The organism is Pseudomonas prosekii, from assembly GCF_900105155.1.
GTDB classification, from domain to species: Bacteria; Pseudomonadota; Gammaproteobacteria; order Pseudomonadales; family Pseudomonadaceae; genus Aquipseudomonas; species Aquipseudomonas prosekii.
Map to the genome: position 1 here is coordinate 3,244,044 of NZ_LT629762.1, position 22,049 is coordinate 3,266,092.

Annotated in this window: 22 protein-coding genes; 8 read left to right on the forward strand and 14 right to left on the reverse strand. The window is 61.1% G+C overall.

What is annotated here, in order from left to right; all coding sequences use genetic code 11:
• Positions 1 to 44 precede the first annotated feature (44 nt).
• Positions 45 to 1,241, reverse strand: coding sequence for a class I SAM-dependent rRNA methyltransferase (locus tag BLU01_RS14655; RefSeq protein WP_092276696.1), 1,197 nt, complete (start codon positions 1,239 to 1,241; stop codon positions 45 to 47).
• A 164-nt stretch (positions 1,242 to 1,405) separates the two neighbouring features.
• A complete protein-coding gene (locus BLU01_RS14660) occupies positions 1,406 to 1,945 on the reverse strand; it encodes a type 1 glutamine amidotransferase domain-containing protein (RefSeq protein ID WP_092276699.1) in 540 nt (179 codons plus the stop codon).
• Between the two features lie 229 nt (positions 1,946 to 2,174).
• Between BLU01_RS14660 and BLU01_RS14665 the strand changes: the two genes are divergently transcribed.
• Genes BLU01_RS14665 through BLU01_RS14675 form a run of 3 tightly spaced genes read left to right on the forward strand, consistent with a single transcriptional unit; the run spans position 2,175 to position 4,223 of the window.
• Positions 2,175 to 2,990 carry an HDOD domain-containing protein gene (locus BLU01_RS14665; protein ID WP_167370473.1) on the forward strand — a complete coding sequence of 272 codons (816 nt, stop codon included), beginning with the start codon at positions 2,175 to 2,177 and terminating at the stop codon, positions 2,988 to 2,990.
• 42 nt (positions 2,991 to 3,032) lie between these two features.
• Positions 3,033 to 3,845 carry a bifunctional DNA-formamidopyrimidine glycosylase/DNA-(apurinic or apyrimidinic site) lyase gene (gene mutM, locus BLU01_RS14670; protein WP_092276705.1) on the forward strand — a complete coding sequence of 271 codons (813 nt, stop codon included), beginning with the start codon at positions 3,033 to 3,035 and terminating at the stop codon, positions 3,843 to 3,845.
• Between the two features lie 54 nt (positions 3,846 to 3,899).
• Positions 3,900 to 4,223: a multidrug transporter gene (locus tag BLU01_RS14675; RefSeq protein ID WP_092276708.1), complete on the forward strand. Its 324-nt coding sequence runs from the start codon at positions 3,900 to 3,902 to the stop codon at positions 4,221 to 4,223.
• Positions 4,224 to 4,347: 124 nt separating this feature from the next.
• Here the strand turns inward: BLU01_RS14675 and BLU01_RS14680 are convergent, their stop codons facing one another.
• The 5 genes from BLU01_RS14680 to BLU01_RS14700 all read right to left on the reverse strand — a co-directional run bounded on the left by BLU01_RS14680 (position 4,348) and on the right by BLU01_RS14700 (position 9,055).
• Positions 4,348 to 4,599: a YfhL family 4Fe-4S dicluster ferredoxin gene (locus BLU01_RS14680; protein WP_048722619.1), complete on the reverse strand. Its 252-nt coding sequence runs from the start codon at positions 4,597 to 4,599 to the stop codon at positions 4,348 to 4,350.
• 102 nt (positions 4,600 to 4,701) lie between these two features.
• Positions 4,702 to 5,181 (reverse strand): pantetheine-phosphate adenylyltransferase, encoded by a 480-nt coding sequence (gene coaD, locus BLU01_RS14685; protein ID WP_045059801.1) that lies wholly within the window; start codon positions 5,179 to 5,181, stop codon positions 4,702 to 4,704.
• A gap of 115 nt (positions 5,182 to 5,296) precedes the next feature.
• Positions 5,297 to 6,892, reverse strand: coding sequence for a GMC family oxidoreductase (locus tag BLU01_RS14690; protein ID WP_092276711.1), 1,596 nt, complete (start codon positions 6,890 to 6,892; stop codon positions 5,297 to 5,299).
• 158 nt (positions 6,893 to 7,050) lie between these two features.
• On the reverse strand, positions 7,051 to 7,596 hold the full coding sequence (locus BLU01_RS14695) for a twin-arginine translocation pathway signal protein (RefSeq protein ID WP_092276714.1): 546 nt from the start codon (positions 7,594 to 7,596) through the stop codon (positions 7,051 to 7,053).
• A 28-nt stretch (positions 7,597 to 7,624) separates the two neighbouring features.
• Positions 7,625 to 9,055 carry a coniferyl aldehyde dehydrogenase gene (locus tag BLU01_RS14700; RefSeq protein ID WP_092276717.1) on the reverse strand — a complete coding sequence of 477 codons (1,431 nt, stop codon included), beginning with the start codon at positions 9,053 to 9,055 and terminating at the stop codon, positions 7,625 to 7,627.
• Between the two features lie 148 nt (positions 9,056 to 9,203).
• Here BLU01_RS14700 and BLU01_RS14705 point away from each other — a divergent pair, with 148 nt between their 5' ends.
• Positions 9,204 to 9,875, forward strand: a complete 672-nt coding sequence (locus BLU01_RS14705) for a TetR/AcrR family transcriptional regulator (protein WP_092276720.1) — start codon at positions 9,204 to 9,206, stop codon at positions 9,873 to 9,875.
• 33 nt (positions 9,876 to 9,908) lie between these two features.
• On the forward strand, positions 9,909 to 10,763 hold the full coding sequence (locus tag BLU01_RS14710; RefSeq protein ID WP_092276723.1) for a sulfurtransferase: 855 nt from the start codon (positions 9,909 to 9,911) through the stop codon (positions 10,761 to 10,763).
• Between the two features lie 123 nt (positions 10,764 to 10,886).
• Here the strand turns inward: BLU01_RS14710 and BLU01_RS14715 are convergent, their stop codons facing one another.
• From BLU01_RS14715 to BLU01_RS14740, 7 genes are all read right to left on the reverse strand, one after another.
• Positions 10,887 to 11,885, reverse strand: a complete 999-nt coding sequence (locus tag BLU01_RS14715) for a hydrolase (protein ID WP_092276726.1) — start codon at positions 11,883 to 11,885, stop codon at positions 10,887 to 10,889.
• A gap of 74 nt (positions 11,886 to 11,959) precedes the next feature.
• Entirely contained in the window at positions 11,960 to 13,237 is a 1,278-nt protein-coding gene (locus BLU01_RS14720; RefSeq protein ID WP_231987086.1) for a M16 family metallopeptidase, read from the reverse strand.
• 21 nt (positions 13,238 to 13,258) lie between these two features.
• A complete protein-coding gene (locus tag BLU01_RS28000) occupies positions 13,259 to 13,420 on the reverse strand; it encodes a hypothetical protein (RefSeq protein WP_231987087.1) in 162 nt (53 codons plus the stop codon).
• Positions 13,417 to 14,778: a M16 family metallopeptidase gene (locus BLU01_RS14725; RefSeq protein WP_092276730.1), complete on the reverse strand. Its 1,362-nt coding sequence runs from the start codon at positions 14,776 to 14,778 to the stop codon at positions 13,417 to 13,419. The genes BLU01_RS28000 and BLU01_RS14725 overlap by 4 nt, the downstream gene beginning before the upstream one ends.
• A 135-nt stretch (positions 14,779 to 14,913) precedes the next feature.
• The gene (rsmD, locus tag BLU01_RS14730) at positions 14,914 to 15,528 is read right to left on the reverse strand and encodes a 16S rRNA (guanine(966)-N(2))-methyltransferase RsmD (protein ID WP_092276733.1); all 615 of its coding nucleotides are present in this window, start codon (positions 15,526 to 15,528) and stop codon (positions 14,914 to 14,916) included.
• Positions 15,528 to 17,018: a M16 family metallopeptidase gene (locus tag BLU01_RS14735; protein WP_092276736.1), complete on the reverse strand. Its 1,491-nt coding sequence runs from the start codon at positions 17,016 to 17,018 to the stop codon at positions 15,528 to 15,530. The genes rsmD and BLU01_RS14735 overlap by 1 nt, the downstream gene beginning before the upstream one ends.
• Positions 17,011 to 18,366 carry a M16 family metallopeptidase gene (locus BLU01_RS14740; RefSeq protein WP_092276739.1) on the reverse strand — a complete coding sequence of 452 codons (1,356 nt, stop codon included), beginning with the start codon at positions 18,364 to 18,366 and terminating at the stop codon, positions 17,011 to 17,013. Before BLU01_RS14740 ends, BLU01_RS14735 begins: the two co-directional genes overlap by 8 nt.
• 345 nt (positions 18,367 to 18,711) lie before the next feature.
• Between BLU01_RS14740 and ftsY the strand changes: the two genes are divergently transcribed.
• The 3 genes from ftsY to ftsX are packed head-to-tail and all read left to right on the forward strand — an operon-like array spanning position 18,712 to position 21,991.
• The gene (gene ftsY, locus BLU01_RS14750; RefSeq protein WP_092276748.1) at positions 18,712 to 20,304 is read left to right on the forward strand and encodes a signal recognition particle-docking protein FtsY; all 1,593 of its coding nucleotides are present in this window, start codon (positions 18,712 to 18,714) and stop codon (positions 20,302 to 20,304) included.
• Positions 20,301 to 20,972 carry a cell division ATP-binding protein FtsE gene (ftsE, locus tag BLU01_RS14755; RefSeq protein ID WP_025215982.1) on the forward strand — a complete coding sequence of 224 codons (672 nt, stop codon included), beginning with the start codon at positions 20,301 to 20,303 and terminating at the stop codon, positions 20,970 to 20,972. Before ftsY ends, ftsE begins: the two co-directional genes overlap by 4 nt.
• Positions 20,969 to 21,991 carry a permease-like cell division protein FtsX gene (ftsX, locus tag BLU01_RS14760; RefSeq protein ID WP_092276751.1) on the forward strand — a complete coding sequence of 341 codons (1,023 nt, stop codon included), beginning with the start codon at positions 20,969 to 20,971 and terminating at the stop codon, positions 21,989 to 21,991. The genes ftsE and ftsX overlap by 4 nt, the downstream gene beginning before the upstream one ends.
• Positions 21,992 to 22,049 lie beyond the last annotated feature (58 nt).

Consider the following 22,049-nt stretch of genomic DNA (forward strand, 5'->3'; position numbering starts at 1 on the left):
AGAATGAGCGGGGAGCCTGCTGGCCCCCCGTCAAACCGGCGTAATCAGCTGTTTGGCAGCAGACGACAGGTGATGCTTTTGATGTAGCGGGTTTCGGCGATGGCTGGGTGAACCGGGTGGTCCGGGCCCTGACCGCCACGTTCGAGCATCTGGATGTTGCGATCCAGGTGACGGGCGCTGGTCAGCAGGATGTTCTGCAGGTCATCTTCCGGCAGGTGCATCGAGCACGAAGCGCTGACGAGGATGCCGTCCTTGGTCAGCAGGCGCATGGCTTGCTCGTTCAGGCGACGGTAAGCGCCTTCGCCGTTCTTCATGTCTTTCTTGCGTTTGATGAAGGCCGGCGGATCGGCAACGATCACGTCGAAACGTTCTTCGCTGGCCTTCAGCTCTTTCAGGGCTTCGAACACGTCGCCTTCGATGCAGGTCATTTTCTCGGCAAAGCCGTTCAGCGCAGCGTTGCGCTCGACGCCGTCGAGGGCGAAGGCCGATGCATCGACGCAGAACACTTCGTTGGCGCCGAAAGCGGCAGCCTGCACGCCCCAGCCACCGATGTAGCTATAGAGGTCGAGGACGCGTTTGCCTTTGACATACGGTGCCAGGCGCGCGCGGTTCATGCGGTGGTCGTAGAACCAGCCGGTTTTCTGGCCCTGAATGACCGGCGCTTCGAACTTCACGCCGTTCTCTTCCAAGGCAACCCATTCCGGCACCAGGCCGAACACGGTTTCGACGTAGCGGTTGAGGCCTTCGGCGTCGCGCGCGGCGGAATCGTTCTTGAACAGAATGCCGCTTGGCTTGAGCACTTGGGTCAACGCGGCGATCACGTCTTCTTTATGCGCTTCCATGGTCGCCGAAGCGATTTGCACCACGAGGATGTCGCCGAAACGGTCGACTACCAGGCCCGGCAACAGGTCGGAATCACCGTAGACCAGACGATAGAACGGCTTGTCGAACAGGCGATCGCGCAGCGACAACGCGACGTTGATGCGGTGCACCAGCAGCGATTTGTCCAGCGGCAACTTGATGTCGCGCGACAGCAGGCGCGCACAGATCAGGTTGTTCGGGCTCATGGCGACGATGCCCAGCGGCTTGCCGCCGGCAGCTTCGAGGATCGCCTGATCGCCGGCCTTGAAGCCGTGCAAAGGAGTCGCGGCTACATCGATTTCGTTGCTGTAGACCCACAAGTGGCCGTTTCGCAGGCGACGGTCGGCGTTGGCTTTGAGGCGCAGGCTAGGCAGGGACATGACGTCGCTCCGGAAAAAAGAGCGGGAGTATAGCGTGTTGTGCCAGGCGGGTGGCCGGGTAGCGATGAAACGCTGATGACGCTTTCGCGGGCCAATCTCACCCCTACAGGGAAATGCATTCCAAAGGTAGGAGCGAGGCTTGCCCGCGAAAGCGATTCAGGATGTTACGCCGACAGCGCGCCGATCAACTCGCGGTTGAACGCCGGGATGTCATCCGGCTGGCGGCTGCTGATCAGGTTGCCGTCCTTGACCACTTCCTGATCAACCCAATGCGCGCCGGCATTGACCAAATCGTCCTTGAGGGTTTTGAAACTGGTCATGGTTTTGCCATTGACCAGCCCGGCCGAGATCAGCAGCCAGCCACCGTGGCAAATCACTGCGATTGGCTTGCCCGCCGAGGCACCGGTCTTGACCAAGTGCTGGGCATCTTGATCAATACGAATTGTGTCGGAATTTTGCACGCCGCCGGGCAGCACCACGGCATCGTATTGCTCGATATGGGCAGCCTTGAAGGTCAGATCAACCTTGAAATCGTCCGCCGGTTTGTCGTGGTTCCAGCCTTTGACCTGGCCTTCCTCGGCCGAGAGGATGTCCACTTTGGCGCCCGCCTGCTCCAGCGCCTGCTTGGGTCCGGTCAGTTCGACTTGCTCGAAACCGTCGGTGACCAGAATCGCGACGCGCTTGCCATTCAGGGAATTGGACATTGGATAAGCTCCTGACTTGAGTGGGAATTTGTCGCTGGCCGAAGCGCAATCGCCTCGCCGGCATTACAAACTCCGAAGCCTTATCGCAAATGAAAGTTCCGACGATGTGCCCACCGGTGTGTCGGGTGGTGGTTTTTAAAGGTTAGAATCCCCGCCTGTCCAAGAGTGTGTACTTATGTCCCAAGAGCTGACGTCCGAACAGATCCAACAGTCCCTGCAAGGGATCAGCGTGCCGGCCCAGCCGCAGATCATGGTGGATCTGCAGATGGAGCAGTACATGCCCGATCCGGACCTGGAAGTGATCGCTAAGTTGATCGCCCAGGACCCGGGCCTCTCCGGGGCGTTGCTGAAAATCGTCAACTCGCCGTATTACGGCTTGAGCAACAAGATCGCCTCGATCCAGCGTGCGGTGAACCTGCTGGGCAGCCGTTCGATCATCAACCTGATCAACGCGCAATCGATCAAAGGCGAGATGAACGACGACACCATCGTCACGCTCAACCGCTTCTGGGACACCGCGCAAGATGTGGCGATGACCTGCCTGACGCTGGCCAAACGCATTGGCTCGCAGGCCGGCGACGAGGCGTATGCGCTGGGCCTGTTCCACGATTGCGGCGTGCCGCTGATGCTCAAGCGTTTCCCCGAATACATGAAAACCCTGGAAGAGGCCTACGCCAACGCGAGCCCTGAGTGCCGGGTGGTCGACACCGAAAACCGCGTGTTCAACACCAACCACGCCGTGGTCGGGTACTACACCGCCAAATCCTGGCGCCTGCCGGAACACATCACCGCCGCCATCGCCAATCACCACAATGCGCTGGCGATTTTCAGCGACGAGTCGGCGCGCAACACGCAACTGAAAAACCTGCTGGCGATCCTGAAAATGGCCGAGCACATTTGCGCGTCGTACCGGGTGCTGGGCAACCAGAACGAAGACCACGAATGGAACAGCATCGGCCCGCTGGTGCTCGATTACGTCGGGCTCTCGGACTACGATTTCGAAACCCTCAAGCAAACCATTCGCGACCTCGGTGCTCATCACTGAGGCGCAGCATTTTTGCTCAAAAGCGTCTGATCCGAGAGCCCCATGCCTGAATTGCCGGAAGTCGAAACCACCCGCCGCGGCATCGCCCCGCACCTCGAAGGCCAGCGCGTCAGCCGGGTGATCGTGCGTGATCGACGGCTGCGCTGGCCGATCCCCGAAGACCTCGACGTGCGCCTGTCTGGCCAGCGCATCGTGCTGGTGGAGCGCCGCGCCAAATACCTGTTGATCAACGCCGAAGTCGGCACGTTGATCAGCCATTTGGGCATGTCGGGTAATTTGCGTCTGGTGGAAGTCGGCTCGCCGGCCGCCAAGCATGAGCACGTCGACATCGAACTCGAATCCGGCCTGGCCCTGCGCTACACCGACCCGCGCCGGTTTGGCGCGATGCTCTGGAGCCTCGACCCGCTCAACCACGAATTACTGATTCGCCTGGGCCCGGAGCCGTTGACCGAGCTGTTCGACGGCGAGCGTCTGTTCCAGCAATCGCGCGGGCGCTCGATGGCGGTCAAGCCGTTCATCATGGACAACGCGGTGGTGGTCGGCGTCGGCAATATTTACGCGACGGAAGCGTTGTTCGCTGCCGGCATCGATCCGCGTCGCGAAGCCAAGAGCATTTCCCGTGCGCGTTATCTGAAACTGGCAATCGAGATCAAACGCATCCTCGCCCACGCCATCGAACGTGGCGGCACGACGTTGCGCGACTTTATCGGCGGCGACGGTCAGCCGGGTTATTTTCAGCAGGAATTGTTTGCTTACGGGCGCGGCAGCGAGCCGTGCAAAGTTTGCGGCACGCTGCTGCGCGAGGTGAAGCTCGGCCAGCGCGCCAGCGTGTTTTGCCCGCGCTGCCAGAGCTGATTCGCCCGACGGTCTATAGTCAGTGTTCTCACTGCCTAGCCGAAGGACCGTGCCATGATTTCGTTTCGCACCTTTGTCGTTGCCCTGCTGCTGAGCGTCGGCCCGCCCGCGCTGGCGGCTGAACACGGCAGCGGCGACCCGCGCTACACCATCCAGAACCCTCCGGCGTTTGCCATGATCGGCGACTTGCTGATCGCCCGACCCTTGCTGGTCGCGGCGACGGTGATAGGCGCGGGGGTGTTTGTGGTGTCGCTGCCATTTACCGCGCTGGGCGGCGGCGTGGGGGATGCGGGGCAGGCGTTGGTGGTCGATCCGGCGAGAGCGGCGTTTGTCAGGTGCCTGGGGTGTATCGGGGAAGGGTTCGAGCAGCGCGAGTGAAGGCAGTTGGATTTCAGGTGTGGCGGATGGCCTCATCGCGAGCAAGCTCGCTCCCACAGGTATAGCGCGGTCCATGTGGGAGCGAGGCTTGCCCGCGAAGGCGCCCTGACAGACGCCAAAAGCCTCAAGCCTTACCGGTAATCACCCGATATTTCGCCATCAACTGTTCTTCAGTCTCCGGATGCGCTTCATCCAGCGGGATGCAATCCACCGGGCAGACTTGCTGGCACTGTGGCTCGTCATAGTGGCCGACGCACTGCGTGCACAGGTTCGGGTCGATGACATAGATTTCTTCGCCCTGGGAAATGGCGGCGTTCGGGCACTCGGGTTCGCAGACGTCGCAATTGATGCAATCGTCGGTGATGATCAGGGACATGCTAACTCCAGCCGGGGCGGCAGGCCCGGGCGCAATAAACCAATGCGCGCAATTGTGCCGCATTGGCGCCCGCAGTGCACGCGGGCGCCGCTTGAGCGGTCGTTACTTCTTGAAGCGTTCGGTGAGGGCGTCGGCCACCGCAGGGTGGACAAACTTGGTGATGTCGCCGCCCAGCGCTGCAATTTCACGCACCAGCGTCGAGGAAATGAACGAATAACGCTCCGAAGGCGTGAGAAACAGACTTTCCACATCCGGCGCCAATTGGCGGTTCATGTTGGCCAGCTGAAATTCGTACTCGAAGTCCGAAACCGCACGCAAACCACGCAGGAACACGTTGGCGTTCTTCTCTTTGGCAAAGTGCGCGAGCAGCGTCGAGAAGCCGACGACTTCAACGTTGGGCAGATGTTTAGTGACCTCGCGGGCCAGCTCCACACGCTGTTCCAGGGGAAACAACGGGTTTTTCTTCGGGCTGGCGGCGACGGCAATGATCACGTGATCGAACAGGCGCGAGGCGCGTTCGACCAAGTCGCCATGGCCCTTGGTAATAGGGTCGAAGGTACCTGGGTACAACACTCGGTTCATCGCGTCGTCCTGGCGGGAGTCCGTTGGGGACTCGGATGGTATCGCAGCCTTCCCGGTCGGGAAAGCCGCCTGTTCAGTAAGAAAGCACTATAGACGACGGCCAACTTTGGTTTTTTCACGGGTTTTTCAGGCGTTCGGCCAGCGCTGTGGCCAGTTGCGCGGTCAGGCCGTAGACCGACAATTGCGGGTTCGCGCCAATGCTGGTGGGGAACAGCGAGCCATCGTGGATCGACAGATTGCCGAGCTGATGATGGCGGCCAAGACTGTCGGTTACCGCGTATTTGGGGTCTTCGCCCATCGCGCAACCGCCCATCACGTGCGCGCTGCCGAGGCGTGTGCGGTACAACTCAAGGCTCAAGCCGTCGATCAAACTGCGCGCCTCGGCAAACGTTTTCACGTAGCGCGCATCGGCGTGCATCGGCATCACCGCTTTCGCGCCACCGGCGAACTGGATCTCGGCCATGCTGTGAAACGCCCGGCGCAAACCGTCCCAGGTGTAGGGCGAGACCTGATAGTCGAGCACTGGCGTGCCGTCGCCGCGCAATTCGACGCTGCCGCCGACGCTGTCCGGGTGAAAGCCGTCGCGCAGCAAGGCGAGCATGGCGTGGGTGTGCGGCAGGTTCTCCATGTGTTGCGAATTTTCCTGGCCGAAGCCGCCAAGCAAAGTCGCCGCCAATGCCGGTTGCAGCGGCGGCACTTCGAGCTTGTAAGACATTTTGCCGGTGGTGCCGTCCTGCCATTGAAAGTGGTCGGTATAGATTGACTGCGGCGCGCCGTAAAACGGGTTGATCACCTCATCGAACAGCCCGGCCGACATATTCACCAAGTGCAAAAACGTGCGTTTGCCGAGCCGCTCGTGCGGGTCCGGCGCCTCGGAACGCAGCAGCAGCGCCGGGCTATTGATCCCGCCGCCGGCCAGCACGTAATGCCGCGCCTTGACCGTGATGGTGCGCCCGGTGGGCGCGACGCAGCGCTCATCCATCGCCGCGCATTCGAGGCCAGTGACCTTGCCGTTGTTGATCGACAACTTCTCGGCGCGCGCCAGGTACAGCAGCTCGCCGCCGTTTTCCAGGGTCGCCGGGATTGTCGTCACCAGCATTGATTGCTTGGCGTTGGTCGGGCAACCCATGCCGCAATAACCGAGGTTCCAGCAGCCGCGCACATTGCGCGGGATCACGTGCCAGCTATAGCCGAGTTGCTCGCAACCTTTGCGGATCACATCGTTGTTGGCGTTGGGCGGGACTAGCCACGGGGCGACGCCGAGGCGCTGTTCCATTTTCTCGAACCACGGCGCCATTTCGGCGGGGCTGTGACCTTTGACCTGGTGTTCGCGCGCCCAGTGTTCGAGGGTCGGCTGCGGGGTGCGGAAGCTTGATGTCCAGTTGATCAGCGTGGTGCCGCCGACTGCGCGACCCTGGAGGATGGTGATCGCGCCGTCCTTGCTCATGCGGCCGATGCCTTCCTGATACAGGCTGGCGTAGGACTGGTCTTCGAGCATCTTGAAATCGCTGCTGGTGCGCAGCGGGCCTTCTTCGATCAGCAACACTTTATAGCCAGCGGCGCTGAGGATTTCTGCGGTGGTGCCGCCGCCGGCGCCGCTGCCGATGATTGCCACGTCCGCTTCCAGCGTCAGGTCGCCGGCCAGTTGCGCGCCTTTATAGGTTTTCCAGCCACGGGCCAGGCCTTCGCGAAACGGATCGGGTACGGGCATGTTCGGCTTCTCTTTTTATTTTGGATTGTGTGGTGAGGCGGCGGACGTCATCGCGAGCAAGCTCGCTTCCACATTGGAATTGCTGTGTTAACACAACCTGATTAGCAACCCACACCCCTGTGGGAGCGAGCTTGCTCGCGATGGGGGCGACACAATTTTCAAACCGTCGGCGGCCCCGGATACCCGCAATGCGCCCACGACTCCTTGCGGCTGTACCACGCCATCATTACCAGTTGCAGCAACGAGCTGTGGCCCATGCGCAGCAGGTTCAACGAGCTGTTTTCCCAGCGCTCGAGGAAATGCCGAATCGCCTGCGCCGAGGCATTTTCCCAACTGCCCCAAACCCCGGTCAGCGGCCCACGGGTCACGGTCATGCCGAGCACATCGAACAGCTGGCGAGTCAGCTTGAGCATTTCCGGCGACAGGTGATCAAGGCTGTTATCCAGATTTTGCAACGTGCCATCGACGGCGCTCGGCAGGTTCTCGACCGCCACGGCGCCGTCGAGCATCACCGGAATCAACGCGCGCAGAAACAGCAGATCGCTCCTGCGCAGCGTGGCGAAACCGTCCGCAGCAACGCTCGACGAACAGCCGCTAAGGCTGGCGCCGAGTCCGGCAGTGGCCAGAAAAGCACTGGCGCCGAGGCTGAATTTGAGCAAGTCGCGGCGGGACAGCGCGGGGGAATCGGACAGGCTAGGGCGCATTATTGTTATTACCCGACGGTCTGCAGCGTTAGCGGATAAACAGCTTCTGAATCAGTTTCTGAATCGATTTGCCATACGGCGGATAGATCAGCTTCGCCGCGTTGAAGCGTTGTTTGATCAGCACACCTTTGGCTTTGCTGAACGTCAGGAAACCTTCGTGGCCGTGGTAATGGCCCATCCCCGACGCGCCGATGCCGCCGAACGGCATGTCGTCCTGAGCAACATGCAGCAACGTGTCGTTGAGGCACACGCCGCCGGAATGAGTCTCGTGGAGCACGCGTTGTTGTTCGCGTTTGTCGTAGCCGAAGTAGTACAGCGCCAGTGGCCGAGGTCGCTGATTGATGTAGGCAAACGCCTGATCGAGGTCGGTGTACGGCACGATCGGCAGCAGCGGGCCGAAGATTTCGTCCTGCATCACGGTCATCTCATCGCTGACATTCAGCAGCAGACTGTGGGCCATGCGCCGGCCCTGACCTTGCTCGAACAACGGAATCAGCAATGCGCCCTTGCTGGTGGCATCGCTGACATAACCGTTGAGCCGCGCCAGTTGTCGGTCATTGATGATCGCGGTGTAGTCCGGGTTGTCGGCGAGTGTCGGATAAAACCCGCGAACCGCCTGGCGATAGGCTTCGACGAACGAGCCGACGCGGTCCTCGGGGACCAGCACGTAATCGGGCGCGACACAGGTTTGCCCGGCGTTGAGAGTCTTGCCGAACGCGATGCGCTCGGCGGCGTCCTTGAGCGGCACGTCGCGGGAGACGATGGCGGGGGATTTGCCGCCCAGTTCCAGAGTCACCGGCGTGAGGTTTTCCGCCGCCGCGCGCATCACGTGTTTGCCGATGCTGGTGGCGCCGGTAAACAACAAATGATCGAAGCGCAGCCGCGAGAACGCGACGCCGATGTCCGCTTCGCCGAGGACCACGCACACCAGGTCTTCAGGGAAGATCCGCGCCAGTAACGCTTTGAGCAGCAAGCCGGTGGCCGGGGTCGATTCGCTGAGTTTGAGCATCACCCGATTACCCGCCGACAACGCGCCCACCAACGGCCCGATGGCCAGGTACAGCGGATAATTCCACGGCACGATCACGCCGACCACGCCCAATGGCTGATAAACCACTTTGGCCGAGGCCGGTTGAAATGCGAGGCCGACTTTGCGCCGCGAGGCTTTCATCCAGCCCTTGAGGTGCTGGCTGGCGTAGTGAATGCCGTGCAGGCTCGGCATCAGTTCGGCGAGCAGGGTTTCATCGGCGCTGCGATGGCTGAAATCCTTGCTGATCGCCTCGATCAACGCCTGGCGCTCATCGCTCAACAAGTCGCGTAGTGCCTTGAGCCATTGCTGGCGCTGGGCGGCGGGCGGCATCGGGTTGGCGGCGTACGCGGCGCGCTGTGAATTAAACAAGGTCTGGAGCTCTTCCAACGGCTGCTGTAAGTTCTGCAAATAAGCGATGTCGGCAGTCATGGAAGGCTCCGGATTTTTATTCTGATAAGAGGCTTTTTAGAGTCTAAGCTCTAGAAAGTCAAACGACTTCCTGACGCAGCTTTGTTTTATCCGTTTACGGATAGGCCGTAAGATGCGCGTCACCGCACTCTGAATTAAAGCTCAAGCCATGGCCCCCAGGATCAAAACCAGCGAGCGCATCGTGCAGAACAGCTTGGAGCTGTTCAATCAGCAGGGTGAGCGCAGCATCAGCACCAACCACATTGCCGCCCACATGGAAATTTCCCCGGGCAACCTGTACTACCACTTCCCGAACAAGCAGGCGATTATCGCGGTGCTGTTCAGTGAGTATGAAACCCTGGTGGACAGCTTTTTGCGTCCGCCGCAGGGGCGAGGTGCCACGGTTGAAGACAAGCGCTATTACCTCAAAGAGCTGCTGTCGGCGATGTGGCGTTATCGGTTCCTGCACCGCGACCTCGAACATTTGCTCGAGAGCGACCCGGATCTGGCCGCGCGTTACCGGCGTTTTTCCCAGCGCTGCGTGATTCAGGGCTCGGCGATTTACCAAGGGTTTGTCGAGGCCGGGATCCTCAAAATGGACCGCGTGCAGATTGAATCCCTGACCATCAATGCCTGGATCATCCTCACCTCGTGGGTGCGTTTCCTGTGCACCACGCGCGAAAACTCCAACCACTTGAGCGAGCAGGCGATCAAACGCGGCGTGTATCAGGTGCTGGTGCTCGAAGCCGGGTTTGTTACCGATGAGGCGCGGCACGAGGTCAACACGCTGTTTGAAGAGTTTTACGTGCCACTCGCCCAGGCTCTGGAAGAAGTGCAGTAGGATCAGCCATCGACTCAAGCACAGGAGCCCGTTATGCCCATTGCGCAACTGATCAGCCCGCAAGCGTTGGACCTGAAAAAGGAGCAGCCTGGGCTGGTGATCCTGGATTGTCGTTTTGCCCTCGAAGACCCGGACTACGGTCAGCGCAGTTATGCCGAAGGGCACATCGCCGGTTCGAGTTTCGCCGATCTTGAGCGTGATCTCAGCGGACCAGTGAGCCGCGGCGTCACCGGGCGCCACCCGTTGCCGGCAACCGAAGACTTTATCGAGCGTCTGCAAGCCTGGGGCGTCAACGCCGACAGCGACGTGGTTTTGTATGACGACGGCCTCGGTGCTTTCGCCGCGCGGGCCTGGTGGTTGCTGGCGTGGCTGGGCAAACGCGACGGCGTGTTTATTCTCGATGGCGGGCTCAAGGCCTGGCACGCGGCGGGGCTGCCGCTGAGTCTGGACGCGCCGTCGATTGTCCGTGGCACGTTCAGCGGCACGCCGGATGAAGCGTTGCTGCTCAGCGCCGAACAACTCCAGCAACGTCTCGGCCAACCTCAACTGACCTTGCTCGATGCCCGCGCCTTGCCGCGTTTCAAGGGTGAAGTGGAACCGATCGACCCGATCGCCGGGCACATTCCCGGCGCGCAGTGCGCGGCGTTCACCGACAACCTTGGCAGCGATGGACGTTTCCTGCCGGCCGAGCAACTCAAGCAGCGTTTCGCCGCAAAACTCGGCGATCGTTCACCAACAGAGTTGGTCGCGTATTGCGGCTCGGGCGTGACGGCTTGCCACAATTTGTTCGCGTTGTGCCTGGCGGGTTATCCGTTGGCGGCGTTGTACGCCGGGTCGTGGAGCGAATGGATCAATCAGCCCGCGCGGGGCATCGCCACCGGCGAATGATCCGATCCCCTGTAGGAGCGAGCCTGCTCGCGATCGCGGTAGGTCATTCAGCACAAATGTTGACTGACCCGGCGCTATCGCCAGCAGGCTCACTCCTACATTGGGTTTCGTGTCGGGCTTGGACTATTGGCGATGTGCGGCAGTCAGCCATTGCGGGATGCGCCGTTCGAGGTAGTAGCCCGGCTGGCGCAGCGATCCGTCGACGAAGCCGACGTGCCCACCCTTTGGCTGCAACTCGAATTGCGTTGACGCCGACAATTCCTCTGCGAGCGGCAAGCTGTGGGGGAACACAAACGGGTCGTCAGCCGCCTGGATGATCAGCGTCGGCGTGCGAATTTCGCCGAGGAAATAGCGGCTCGAGGCGCGGCGATAGTAATCGTCGGCATCGACAAAACCATGCAGCGGCGCGGTGATCCGGCCGTCGAAATCCCAGAACGTGCGCATGTTCTCCAGCGAACCCAGCGCGGCCAGTGCCGCCAATCCATCCTCGCGCCCGTCATGCTGAAACTGACGCTGCTTGTTCTTGATGTAGGCGACCATCTCGCGCATGAAGTGCGCCTGATACACCTTGGAAAATCCTTTGCCGATCCGGTCGGCGCACTGATCGAGGCGAAACGGCACCGACACTGCGACGGCGCCGCGCACGCCGCTGTCGCTGCCGGTTTCGCCCAAGTATTTGAGCAACACATTGCCGCCCAGCGAATAGCCGACCGCGTATAACGGCGCGAGCGGGCGTTTGGCTTTCAGGTGTTTGATCGCTTCGGCGAGGTCTTCACTGGCACCGGAATGGTAGCTGCGCGGCAACAGGTTCGGCTCGCCCGAGCAGCCGCGCCAGTTCAGCGCGACGCTGGCCCAACCCTGCGCCGCCAGGACTTTTTGCAGGCCGGCGACGTAGGGCGAATTGGATGAGCCGGTCAACCCGTGCAACACCAGAACCAACGGTGCGTCGGCGCTGTGCGGGCCGTGCCAGTCGAGGTCGAGGAAGTCGCCGTCCTCCAGCCACAGGCGTTCGCGATCTCGCTGGATATGCGTGGTTTTGCGCCATAGCGGGCCCCACAAGGTTTGCAAGTGCGGATTGCTCAGGCCGAAGGCCGGGGTGAAACGTTCGTCAGGCTGGTACAAGTTGGTTCTCTGCAAGGTAAAACAGTCGGCGGCAGGGCGGAAACGCGCTGCCCTACAGCCTGTATTCATGGCGCTTAACTTGCCACAGTCGCGGTGTCGGCGCGACACATACTCTGCGGCGCAACCTCTGCCGGGGCTGGCAAAGGCAACTGCGCGACGCTCGGGCCGACGGTCACCACCGACCATTTGCCGGGATCAACATGGCGGTTCAGCGCCGCTTTGATTTCAGCGAGGGTCAGATCGCGAGCCTGCAAAGTCGAATAGTCCAGATCCAGCGGCAAGTCGCGCTCATTGATCTCGACCAGACGCGACAGGATGTGCGTGTTGCTGGCGCTGGTCAGCGCACTGTTGCTGCGCAAATAACCCTTTGCATCATCCAGTTCCTGCTGCGTCGGACCTTGCACCAGGAACTCGCGATAAAGCTCTTTGACCAACGCCACCGTGCCGTCGCGGTACTGCGGCTGCGTGTTGAATTCGATCACCGCCAGACCGGCTGCGTGCAGCGGCGGTGACTTGAGTTGCGCGGTGTAGGTGAGGCCACGTTTTTCACGCAGTTCGGTCATCAATCGGGAGCTGACACGCTGCCCGCCGAAGATTGCATGCGCCACCCGCAGCGCTGCGTAATCCGGGTGCTGGCGCGGCACACTCAGTTGGCCGAGAACGATGTGCGTCTGGTTCGACGCACGCTCGATATGCCGCGTGGCGGCGGTTTCGATTGGCTGTGGAAGCGGCGTCGCCGGCATCACGAGCGCATTTGCCGGCAAGGCATTGATGATCTGCAAACTGATCGTCTGCGCCTGCTCCAGCGTCAGGTCGCCGACCAGCGTGATCAGCACATTCGCCGCGCTGTAGGCCTGACGATGAAAGGCCTGAACCTGGGCAATCGACAATTTGCCGAGACTTTCCGCCGTGCCAAACACCGGTTGTGCATAAGGGTGACCGGCCAGCAGTGCCTCTTTGAGGGCCTGATGGATTTGCAGGTCGGGGTTCTGCTGTTGGACTTTGAGCAACTCGGTTATCTGGGTTTTCACCCGAGCGAGGGATTTTTCGCTGACCACTGGCTGGCCGAGCATCTGCGTAAACAATTGCAGCGCCGGTTCGCGTTTGTCGTCGGCGGCGAGGCTGCGCAGTGACAGCGAAGCGCGGTCGTAGTGGATGTTCATGTCGAGCTTCGCGCCCAAGCCATCAAAACTTTCGAGGATCGCCGGCAGGTCTTTGCCCGCGACACCTTGGTTGATCGAGTTGAAGGCTGCTGCAGCGAGCCCCGGGTGTTCGCCGTCCTGCGCGCTGCCGGCGGCGAAGCTGACATGTACGTCGAGGATCGGCAGTTCCGGGGTGCGGATAAACAGCACTTTGCCGCCGGCAGGGGATTTTCAGCCGTGGATGTTCAGGTTGCGCGTGGCGATCGGTTGCTGGTCCAGTTCTGCCAGCGATTGCAGACGCGAAGAGGCGGGTTGGTCGGAGGCAAACACTGGCGCGACAGCCAGGCAATTGAGCAACAGCAAACCCAGCGCCGTTACGGTGAACGTATTCATGGTTGTGCTCCAACGAGGACGTGGGCGGTGCTCAGGCGTTGCCGGGTGAAATAGGTCGCGGCGGCTTGCTGGATATCTTCGGGCGTCACCTGTTTCAGTTGATTGACCTCGTCGTCCATTTCACGCCACGACACGCCGATGCTTTCGAAGGAACCCAAACGGTCAGCCTGATCCTCGATGGCGTCGCGGCCGTAAAGCCGTTTGGCGATCAATTGCGTGCGCGCGCGTTCCAGTTCTTCTGCGCCGGGAGGGTTTGTCTTGAATTCGTCGAGTAACTGCCAGATGCGTTTTTCCGCCTCGTCGAGGCTTATGGTTTGCCGAGTGTGAAGTTCGGCGTCGAGAGTAAAGAGGCTGTCGCCGCGAAACAGCGCGTTGTATTCGGAGGTAGTCGCCGAAAACAGCCGTTCGCCGAATTGCAGGCGTTTGCGCACACGCGAACTGTCGGAACCAGCCAGCAGGGTGCTGAGCAGGGTCAGCGCATGCACGGTTCGCTGGTTTTGCGCGGTGCCAAAGCTCGGTACGTTGAACGCCATTAGCAGCCGTGGTGCGGCAATCGGCTGATGCAGGATGATCCTGCGTTCGCCCGGTTCGGCGAGTTCGAGGACGGTTCGGGTGGTGACAAAAGGTTTGGCCGGCAGCACGCCGAAATAGCGTTCGACCAGCGGTTTTACCCGTTCCAGCGTTACGTCTCCGACGATCACCAACGTCGCGTTCCCCGGCGCATAACGTGCCTGATACCAGTCGCGCAGTTCGGCGGCATTCATGCGTTGCAGGTCGTGCATCCAGCCGATGATCGGCGCGCCATAGCTGCTGGCCGGGTAGGCGAGGCTGTTGAGATGATGTTGCGCGGTGGCGTTGAAATCATCGTCGACGCGTAGACGGCGTTCAGCCTGAATGACCGCCAGTTCCGGGACGAAATCCTCGGCGCGCAAGTGTGCGGTCGACATCATGTCCGCCAGCACTTCAAAGGAAACGCCCAGTTGGTGCGGCAGCAGGGTTTGGTAATAAGTGGTGACGTCTTTGTCGGTGAAGGCGTTTTGCGCAATGCCCAGCGTGTCGAAAATGCTCGATGCTTCGCCCGCGCAGAGTTTGCTGCTGCCCTTGAAGAGCATGTGTTCGAGCGCGTGAGACAGGCCGGACTGGCCCGGTGGTTCGTCGGCGGAACCGACCTTGAACCAGAGCTGCGAGGTCACCACCGGCGCGCGATGGTCTTCGCGCACGACGACTCTCAAGCCGTTGCTCAGGGTGAATTCATGCGTGGGTTGTACGGTGGATAGCGCGGATTGCGCGGGTTCGGCGAGGGCCGAGAAGGGCAGTAGCCAGGCAAAAAGCAGCATCCTGCTGCATAAGATGTTCATCCGTGTTCATCCCAGTGGTTTGCCGAAATTGGCTAAACCACTGTGGAGAACCGGAGGGCAACGCGTGCGGTAACTATGTACCGCACGCGCCAGGCACTTTCATGCCTGGCGAATAACGGGCTCGGTTTGGACAGCTCAGTTAGCCGGCGCGCTACGCTGCCACAGCGCGTAATACACGCGACCGGATTTCTGCTCGCGGTGCAGGCGCCAGTTGCCCGGCAAGCCCAGCGACGACGGGGCGTTTTCGCTTTCGGTGTAGACCCACGCGTCATCGGCCAGCCATTGGCGCTCTTCGAGCAAGGCGCACACACCCGGCAACAAGTCCTGATTGAACGGCGGGTCGAGGAACACCACGTCATACGCGGTTGCAGTTTGGGTTTCCAGGTAGCGCAAGGCATCGGCGGTTTGCACCTGGCCGGTGGTGCAGCGCAGGGTGCCCAAGTGTTCCTTGATGCTCGAAACCGCGATGTTGCTGGCGTCCAGCGCCTGGCCCATGGCCGCGCCGCGCGACAGCGCTTCGAGGAACAACGCGCCGCTGCCGGCGAACGGATCCAGCACCTTGGCCCCGGCGATGTATGGCGCGAGCCAGTTGAACAGGGTTTCACGCACCCGGTCCGGGGTCGGACGCAGGCCCGGCGCGTCGGGGAAGCTGAGCTTGCGGCTGCCCCATTCGCCACCAATGATGCGCAATTGATTCACGCCGTTATGCACGTTGTGAACAGGTTTTTTTGGACGCGATGGACTGGCCATTAATGCTCCGGAACCCCGAGCGGCTGCTCGGCAGGTTTATCAGATGGGGCCGGTAACGGCTTTTGCGGCACGGTCGGGCCAGCGCTGACGATGACCATTTTGTCCGTGCTCAAGTGTTTGTTCAGTGCAGTTTTGACTTGCTCGACGGTCAGGCTCTGGGACTGTTGCATGAAGTCTTCCAGATAACTCAGCGGCAAATTGTAGAAACCCATGGCGCCGAGCTGGCCGACGATATCGGCGTTGCTGGCAGTGGACAGCGGGAAGCTGCCGGCCAGTTCACGCTTGGCGTCGTCGAGTTCTTTTTGCGTCGGACCGGTTTTAAGGTAGTCGGCGAGCACGTCTTGCACCAGTTTCAAGGTGCCTTCGCTCATTTCCGCGCGCGTCTGCAAATTGATCATGAACGGGCCGCGCGCCTGCATCGGGCTGAAACCCGAATACACGCCGTAGGCCAGACCGCGCTTCTCGCGCACTTCGCTCATCAGGCGCGTGCCGAAACCGCCGCCACCGAGGATCTGGTTGCCCAGCGACAGTGCCGCGTAGTCCGGGTCATCACGGTCGATGCCCAATTGCGCGAGCATCAAATTGGTCTGCTTCGACGGAAACTCGATGTGACCGATGCTCGCCTTGGGTTCGGTCGGCTGCGCAATCTTCGCCAGCGCCGGGCCTTTTGGCAGGGTGCTGGAGACTTGCGCGGCAATCGCTTCGGCCTCGGCGCGCGAAAGATCGCCGACCAGCGCAATCACCACGTTGCCGCCAGCGTAGGCTTTCTCATGGAACGCGCGCAGCTGGGCGAGGGTGATCGCCGGAATGGTTTTCGCCGTGCCGTCGCTGGAGCTGGCGTACGGGTGGTCGCCATACAGGCGCTTCATCAACTCGATGCCGGCGAGTTTGCCGGGGTTCTGCTTCTGGTATTCGAAACCGGCGAGCAGTTGGTTTTTGATCCGCGCGAACGAGTCGGCAGGGAAGGTCGGTTTGCCGACCACTTCCGAGAACAGCTTCAGGGCAGGTTCACGTTTGTCCGCTGCGCTCAAACTGCGCAACGACGCCACGGCCATGTCCTTGTAGGCACCGTTGCCGAAATCCGCGCCGAGGCCTTCAAAGCCCTGCGCGATGGCGCCGACGTCTTTGCCGGCCACGCCTTCGTTGAGCATGGCATTGGTCAGCATCGCGAGGCCCGGCGCATCGCCGTCCTGGCTGCTGCCGGCAGCGAAGATCAGGCGCATGTCGAACATCGGCAGTTCGCGCGCTTCAACGAACAGCACTTTCGCGCCTTCGGCGGTGGTCCAGTTCTGCACGTCGAGGTTACGGTGGCTCGGGGCCTTGCCGTCGAGTTCGGCCAGCGACTGCAATTTCTGGCTGGACTTGGCGTTGTCGAGCGCTTCGCTGGCGGTCGACTCGTCGGGGCGCAACAGGTAAACGGTGGCCGAGCCGATCAACGCAACGAGTATCAGCCCGATCAGCGCCAGGCGCGGTTTTTTACGCTCACTCATGAGTCGTCTCCTCTGGCAGTACATGGGCGACGCTGAGACGTTCGCGGGTGAAATACAGCTTGGCGGCTTTCTGGATGTCTTCCGGGGTCACGCTTTCGAGATCGGCGAGTTCGGTGTCCATCAATTTCCACGACAGGCCGACGGTTTCCAGTTGGCCGATAGCGGTGGCCTGGCTGGTAATCGAATCACGCTCGTAGACCAGACCGGCAATCACTTGGGCGCGCACGCGTTCCAGTTCTGCAGCGGACGGCGCGGTAGTTTTCAGTTGATCGAGCAACTTCCACAACCCGGCCTCGGCTTGCGCAATGGTTTTGTTCATTTGCGTGTTCGGCGTCGCCGACAACGTGAACAGGCTGTCGCCGCGGGTGTAGGCGTCGTAGCTCGACGAACCGCCGGACACCAGCTCCTCGCCGCGCTCCAGTTGTGTCGGGATGCGACCGCTGTAGCCGCCATCCAGCAGCGCCGAGATCAGGCGCAAGGCGTTGACCGAACGTTTGTCCTCGGCGGTGGCGATGCTCGGCACGTTGAAGGCGAGCATCAGGCTCGGCAACTGAGTCTGCACGTGCAAGGTCATCAAGCGTTCGCCGGGCTCGGCGAGTTCCAGCGGAATTTTCGCTGGCGGAACGTCGCGCTTGGCGATCGGGCCGAAATAGCGCTGGGCGAGGGTTTTCACTTCGTCCGGGGTGACGTCGCCGACTACCACCAGCGTGGCGTTGTTCGGCACGTACCAGGATTGATACCAGTGGCGCAGCTCTTCGACCTTCATGCGGTCAAGGTCAGCCATCCAGCCGATGGTCGGCGTGTGATAGCCGCTGGCCGGGTAAGCCATGGCTTTGAAGCGTTCGTAAGCCTTGGCCATTGGCTTGTCGTCGGTGCGCAAGCGACGTTCTTCTTTAATAACCTCGATCTCGCGGCTGAATTCGTCGGCCGGCAAGCGCAGATTGGCCATGCGGTCGGCTTCCAGTTCGAACGCCACGCCGAGGCGGTCGCGGGCCAGGACCTGGTAGTACGCGGTGAAGTCATCGCTGGTGAAGGCGTTTTCTTCGGCACCGAGGTCGCGCAGGATCAGCGACGCTTCGCCGGGGCCGACTTTGTCGCTGCCCTTGAACATCATGTGTTCCAGCGCGTGGGACAAACCGGTCTGGCCCGGCGTTTCATAGCTTGAGCCGACCTTGTACCAGACTTGGGACACCACCACCGGCGCACGATGGTCTTCGCGCACGACGACCTTCAAGCCGTTGTCGAGGGTGAATTCATGAGTGGGTTGTGGATCGGCAGCCAGGGCCGAGAGGGGCAGACAAACTGTGCTGAGCAGCAGGCCTGCGGCGCGGCGGGCTAGAGCATTCATACGTTTTTAAACCTTTGGGGCTGCCTGCTTGTTCTTAGCGTCAGCGGGCGAGAGGGTGCTAGGATACTGGTCCGTTTTACTGGCGGCCACGCCTGTGAGCCCTTTTATCGGGCGACAGGTTGTATGGGTTCCCGGCAGAAGCTTTGAGTTTGTCCGCTAAACTCAACGTTTTCGCCGACGATGCCGGTCCAGTCCTTCGTGTTAGTCGACCTTTGAGGTGCCCTTGGCACTTCGACAAATTGTTGCGCGTGAACAAGCTGGGTGAATCGCAGTCTGTTCTGCATCGAATATTTATTTGCCGGGGCGCCCCTTGGGCGCTTCGCTACCGTGAGATAGCCGTCCTCCATGTTTGGTTCCAACGACGACAAGAAGACCCCAGCTGCGGCTGGCAAGAAGAAAGGCCTGTTCGGATGGCTGCGCAAAAAGCCGCAGGAACCCGTGGTCGAACAGCCGCAGCCGATTCCTGAGCCCGCTCCCGAGCCGGTGATAGAGCCCGAGCCGCTTATACCCGAGCCGCTTATGAAAGAAGAACCGGCGCCGATCGTTCTGCCGATCGCCGAACCGGTGCTGCAACCGGCTGCCGAGGCTGAAGCAGCATCTTTGCCAGAGCCTGAACGTGAGCCGCAGGCGGAAATCGCCGCCGCGCTGCCATTGACGCCGGTCGCCGAGCCTTGGCTGACCTTGCCGGTGGCGGAAGAACCGGTGGCGCTGGTTGAAGACGAGCAGGCCGCGCACATCGCGCCGCCGATTCCTGCGCCGATTGCGTTTACCCCTGAGCCGGTTCAGGTGCCAGTCATCGAGCTGGCTCCCGCGCTGATGCAGATCTCCGAACCTGCACCTGTTGCGCCGGAGCCGGAAGCGCCGGTATTCGCCGTGCCGGCTGCCCCGATTGTGGTGACGCCAGAGCCAGCACCAGCACCAGCACCCGTTATCGCCCCGGTGATTGCTGACGCACCGGTCGCCATCATCGAAACCCCTGCCGAAGCGCCGCGCACCGAGGAAACCAAAGCCGGTTTCTTCGCTCGCCTCAAGCAAGGTCTGTCCAAGACCAGCGCCAGCATCGGCGAGGGCATGGCCAGCCTGTTCCTCGGCAAGAAGATCATCGATGACGAGCTGCTCGAAGACATCGAAACCCGTCTGCTGACCGCCGACGTTGGCGTCGAAGCGACCTCGGTAATCATTCAGCGCCTGACTCAGAAAGTCGCGCGCAAAGAGCTGGCCGATGCCGACGCGCTGTACAAATCCCTGCAAGCGGAACTGGCGGCGATGCTCAAGCCGGTTGAACAGCCGCTGAAAATCAATGCGCAAAACAAGCCTTTCGTGATTCTGGTGGTTGGCGTCAACGGCGCCGGCAAAACCACGACCATCGGCAAACTGGCGAAGAAGCTGCAACTGGAAGGCAAGAAAGTCATGCTCGCCGCCGGCGACACCTTCCGCGCCGCTGCCGTCGAGCAATTGCAGGTCTGGGGTGAGCGCAACAAGATTCCGGTGATCGCCCAGCACACGGGCGCCGATTCGGCTTCGGTGATCTTCGACGCCGTGCAGGCCGCCAAGGCGCGCGGCATCGATGTGTTGATCGCTGACACCGCCGGCCGTCTGCACACCAAAGATAATCTGATGGAAGAGTTGAAAAAGGTTCGCCGGGTTATCGGCAAACTCGACGCCGACGCGCCACACGAAGTGCTGTTGGTGCTCGACGCCGGGACCGGCCAGAACGCCATCAACCAGGCCAAGCAGTTCAACCAGACCGTGCAACTGACCGGCCTGGCGCTGACCAAACTCGACGGCACCGCCAAGGGCGGGGTGATTTTCGCCCTGGCCAAACAGTTTGGTTTGCCTATCCGCTACATCGGTGTCGGTGAAGGCATCGATGACTTGCGCACTTTTGAAGCAGAACCCTTTGTCCAGGCATTGTTTGCCGAGCGGGAGCGTTCATGATTCGTTTCGAACAGGTCGGTAAACGCTACCCGAACGGTCACGTCGGCTTGCATGAGCTGAGCTTTCGAGTCCGTCGAGGCGAATTCTTGTTTGTTACCGGCCATTCCGGCGCCGGTAAAAGCACCTTGTTGCGGCTGCTGCTGGCCATGGAGCGTCCGAGCACCGGCAAACTGCTGTTGGCCGGGCAAGACCTGAGCACCATCAGCAACGCGCAGATTCCTTACCTGCGGCGGCAGATTGGCGTGGTGTTCCAGAATCACCAGTTGCTGTTCGATCGCACCGTGTTCAACAACGTCGCGTTGCCGTTGCAGATTCTCGGTTTGTCCAAAGCCGAGATCGTCAAGCGCGTGGATTCGGCGCTTGAGCGCGTGGCGCTGTCGGATAAAACCGATCTGTACCCCGGCGACCTGTCGACCGGTCAGCAACAGCGCGTCGGCATTGCCCGCGCCATCGTCCATCGCCCGGCCCTGCTGTTGGCGGACGAACCGACCGGTAACCTCGACCCGCGTCTGGCGGCAGAAATCATGGGCGTGTTCGAAGACATCAACCGTCTGGGCACAAGCGTATTGATCGCCAGCCACGACCTGGCACTGATCGCGCGCATGCGTCACCGCATGCTGACCTTGCAACGCGGCCGCTTGATCGGCGACGGGGAGGCCGGCGTATGAGTGCGACGCGCAGTAACAAGCTGTCCGAGCGCGTGGCGCCGAAAGCCGCCGACCCGCAGCCGCAGAAGAAAAAACGCGACGATGACGACGGCCCGGATTTCGCCACGCTGTTTCGCGCCTGGATCGAAAGCCATCGCGCCAGCCTGCTGGACAGTCTGCGTCGATTGGGCAAGCAGCCAATCGGCAGTTTCTTCACCTGCATGGTGATGGCCGTGGCCCTGAGTTTGCCGATGGGGCTGTCACTTCTGCTGAATAACGTCGAACGTCTCGGCGGTTCGTGGCAGCGCGCGGCGCAGATTTCGCTGTATCTGCAACTCGACGCCAGCACCGAGCAGGGCGAGGCGTTGCGCGAGCAGATCAAAGGCATCCCCGGGGTTGCCGAGGCTGAGTATGTCGGCCGCGATCAGGCGCTGGAAGAGTTCCAGCAACAGTCCGGTCTGGGCGAGGCGCTTAAAGAGCTGCCGGAAAACCCGCTGCCGGGCGTTGTGCTGGTGACGCCGAACGAAGTCGACAAGCCTGCGCTTGAAGCATTGAGACAAAAACTTTCCGAATTGCCCAAGGTACAACAGGCGCAACTTGATCTAGTCTGGGTCGAACGTCTGGCCGCCATCCTCAAGCTCGGCGACCGTTTTGTCTTCGGGCTGACCGTGTTGCTGGTTTCTGCATTACTTTTGGTGATAGGCAATACCATTCGTCTTCATATTGAAAACCGCCGCACAGAGATAGAAGTGATTAAACTCGTCGGCGGCACGGACAGCTATGTACGCAGGCCCTTTCTGTACATGGGCGCGCTATATGGCTTGGGTGCCGGGTTTCTTTCGTGGGGCGTGCTGGCGTTTGGCCTGAACTGGCTGAACGACGCGGTGGTTGGACTGGCCGGCTTGTACGGCAGTAATTTTGCGCTGGCCGGAGTGCCAGTCGCCGATGGTCTGTCGCTCTTGCTTGGCGCTGTGCTGTTGGGTTATATCGGTGCATGGATTGCAGTCGCACGTCATCTCAGGGAGTTGGCGCCGAAGTAGTAAATTTTTGCGCGTATTGACCTTTCGGTTTTAATGGGAACTTGTCCCTTGGTTTCCG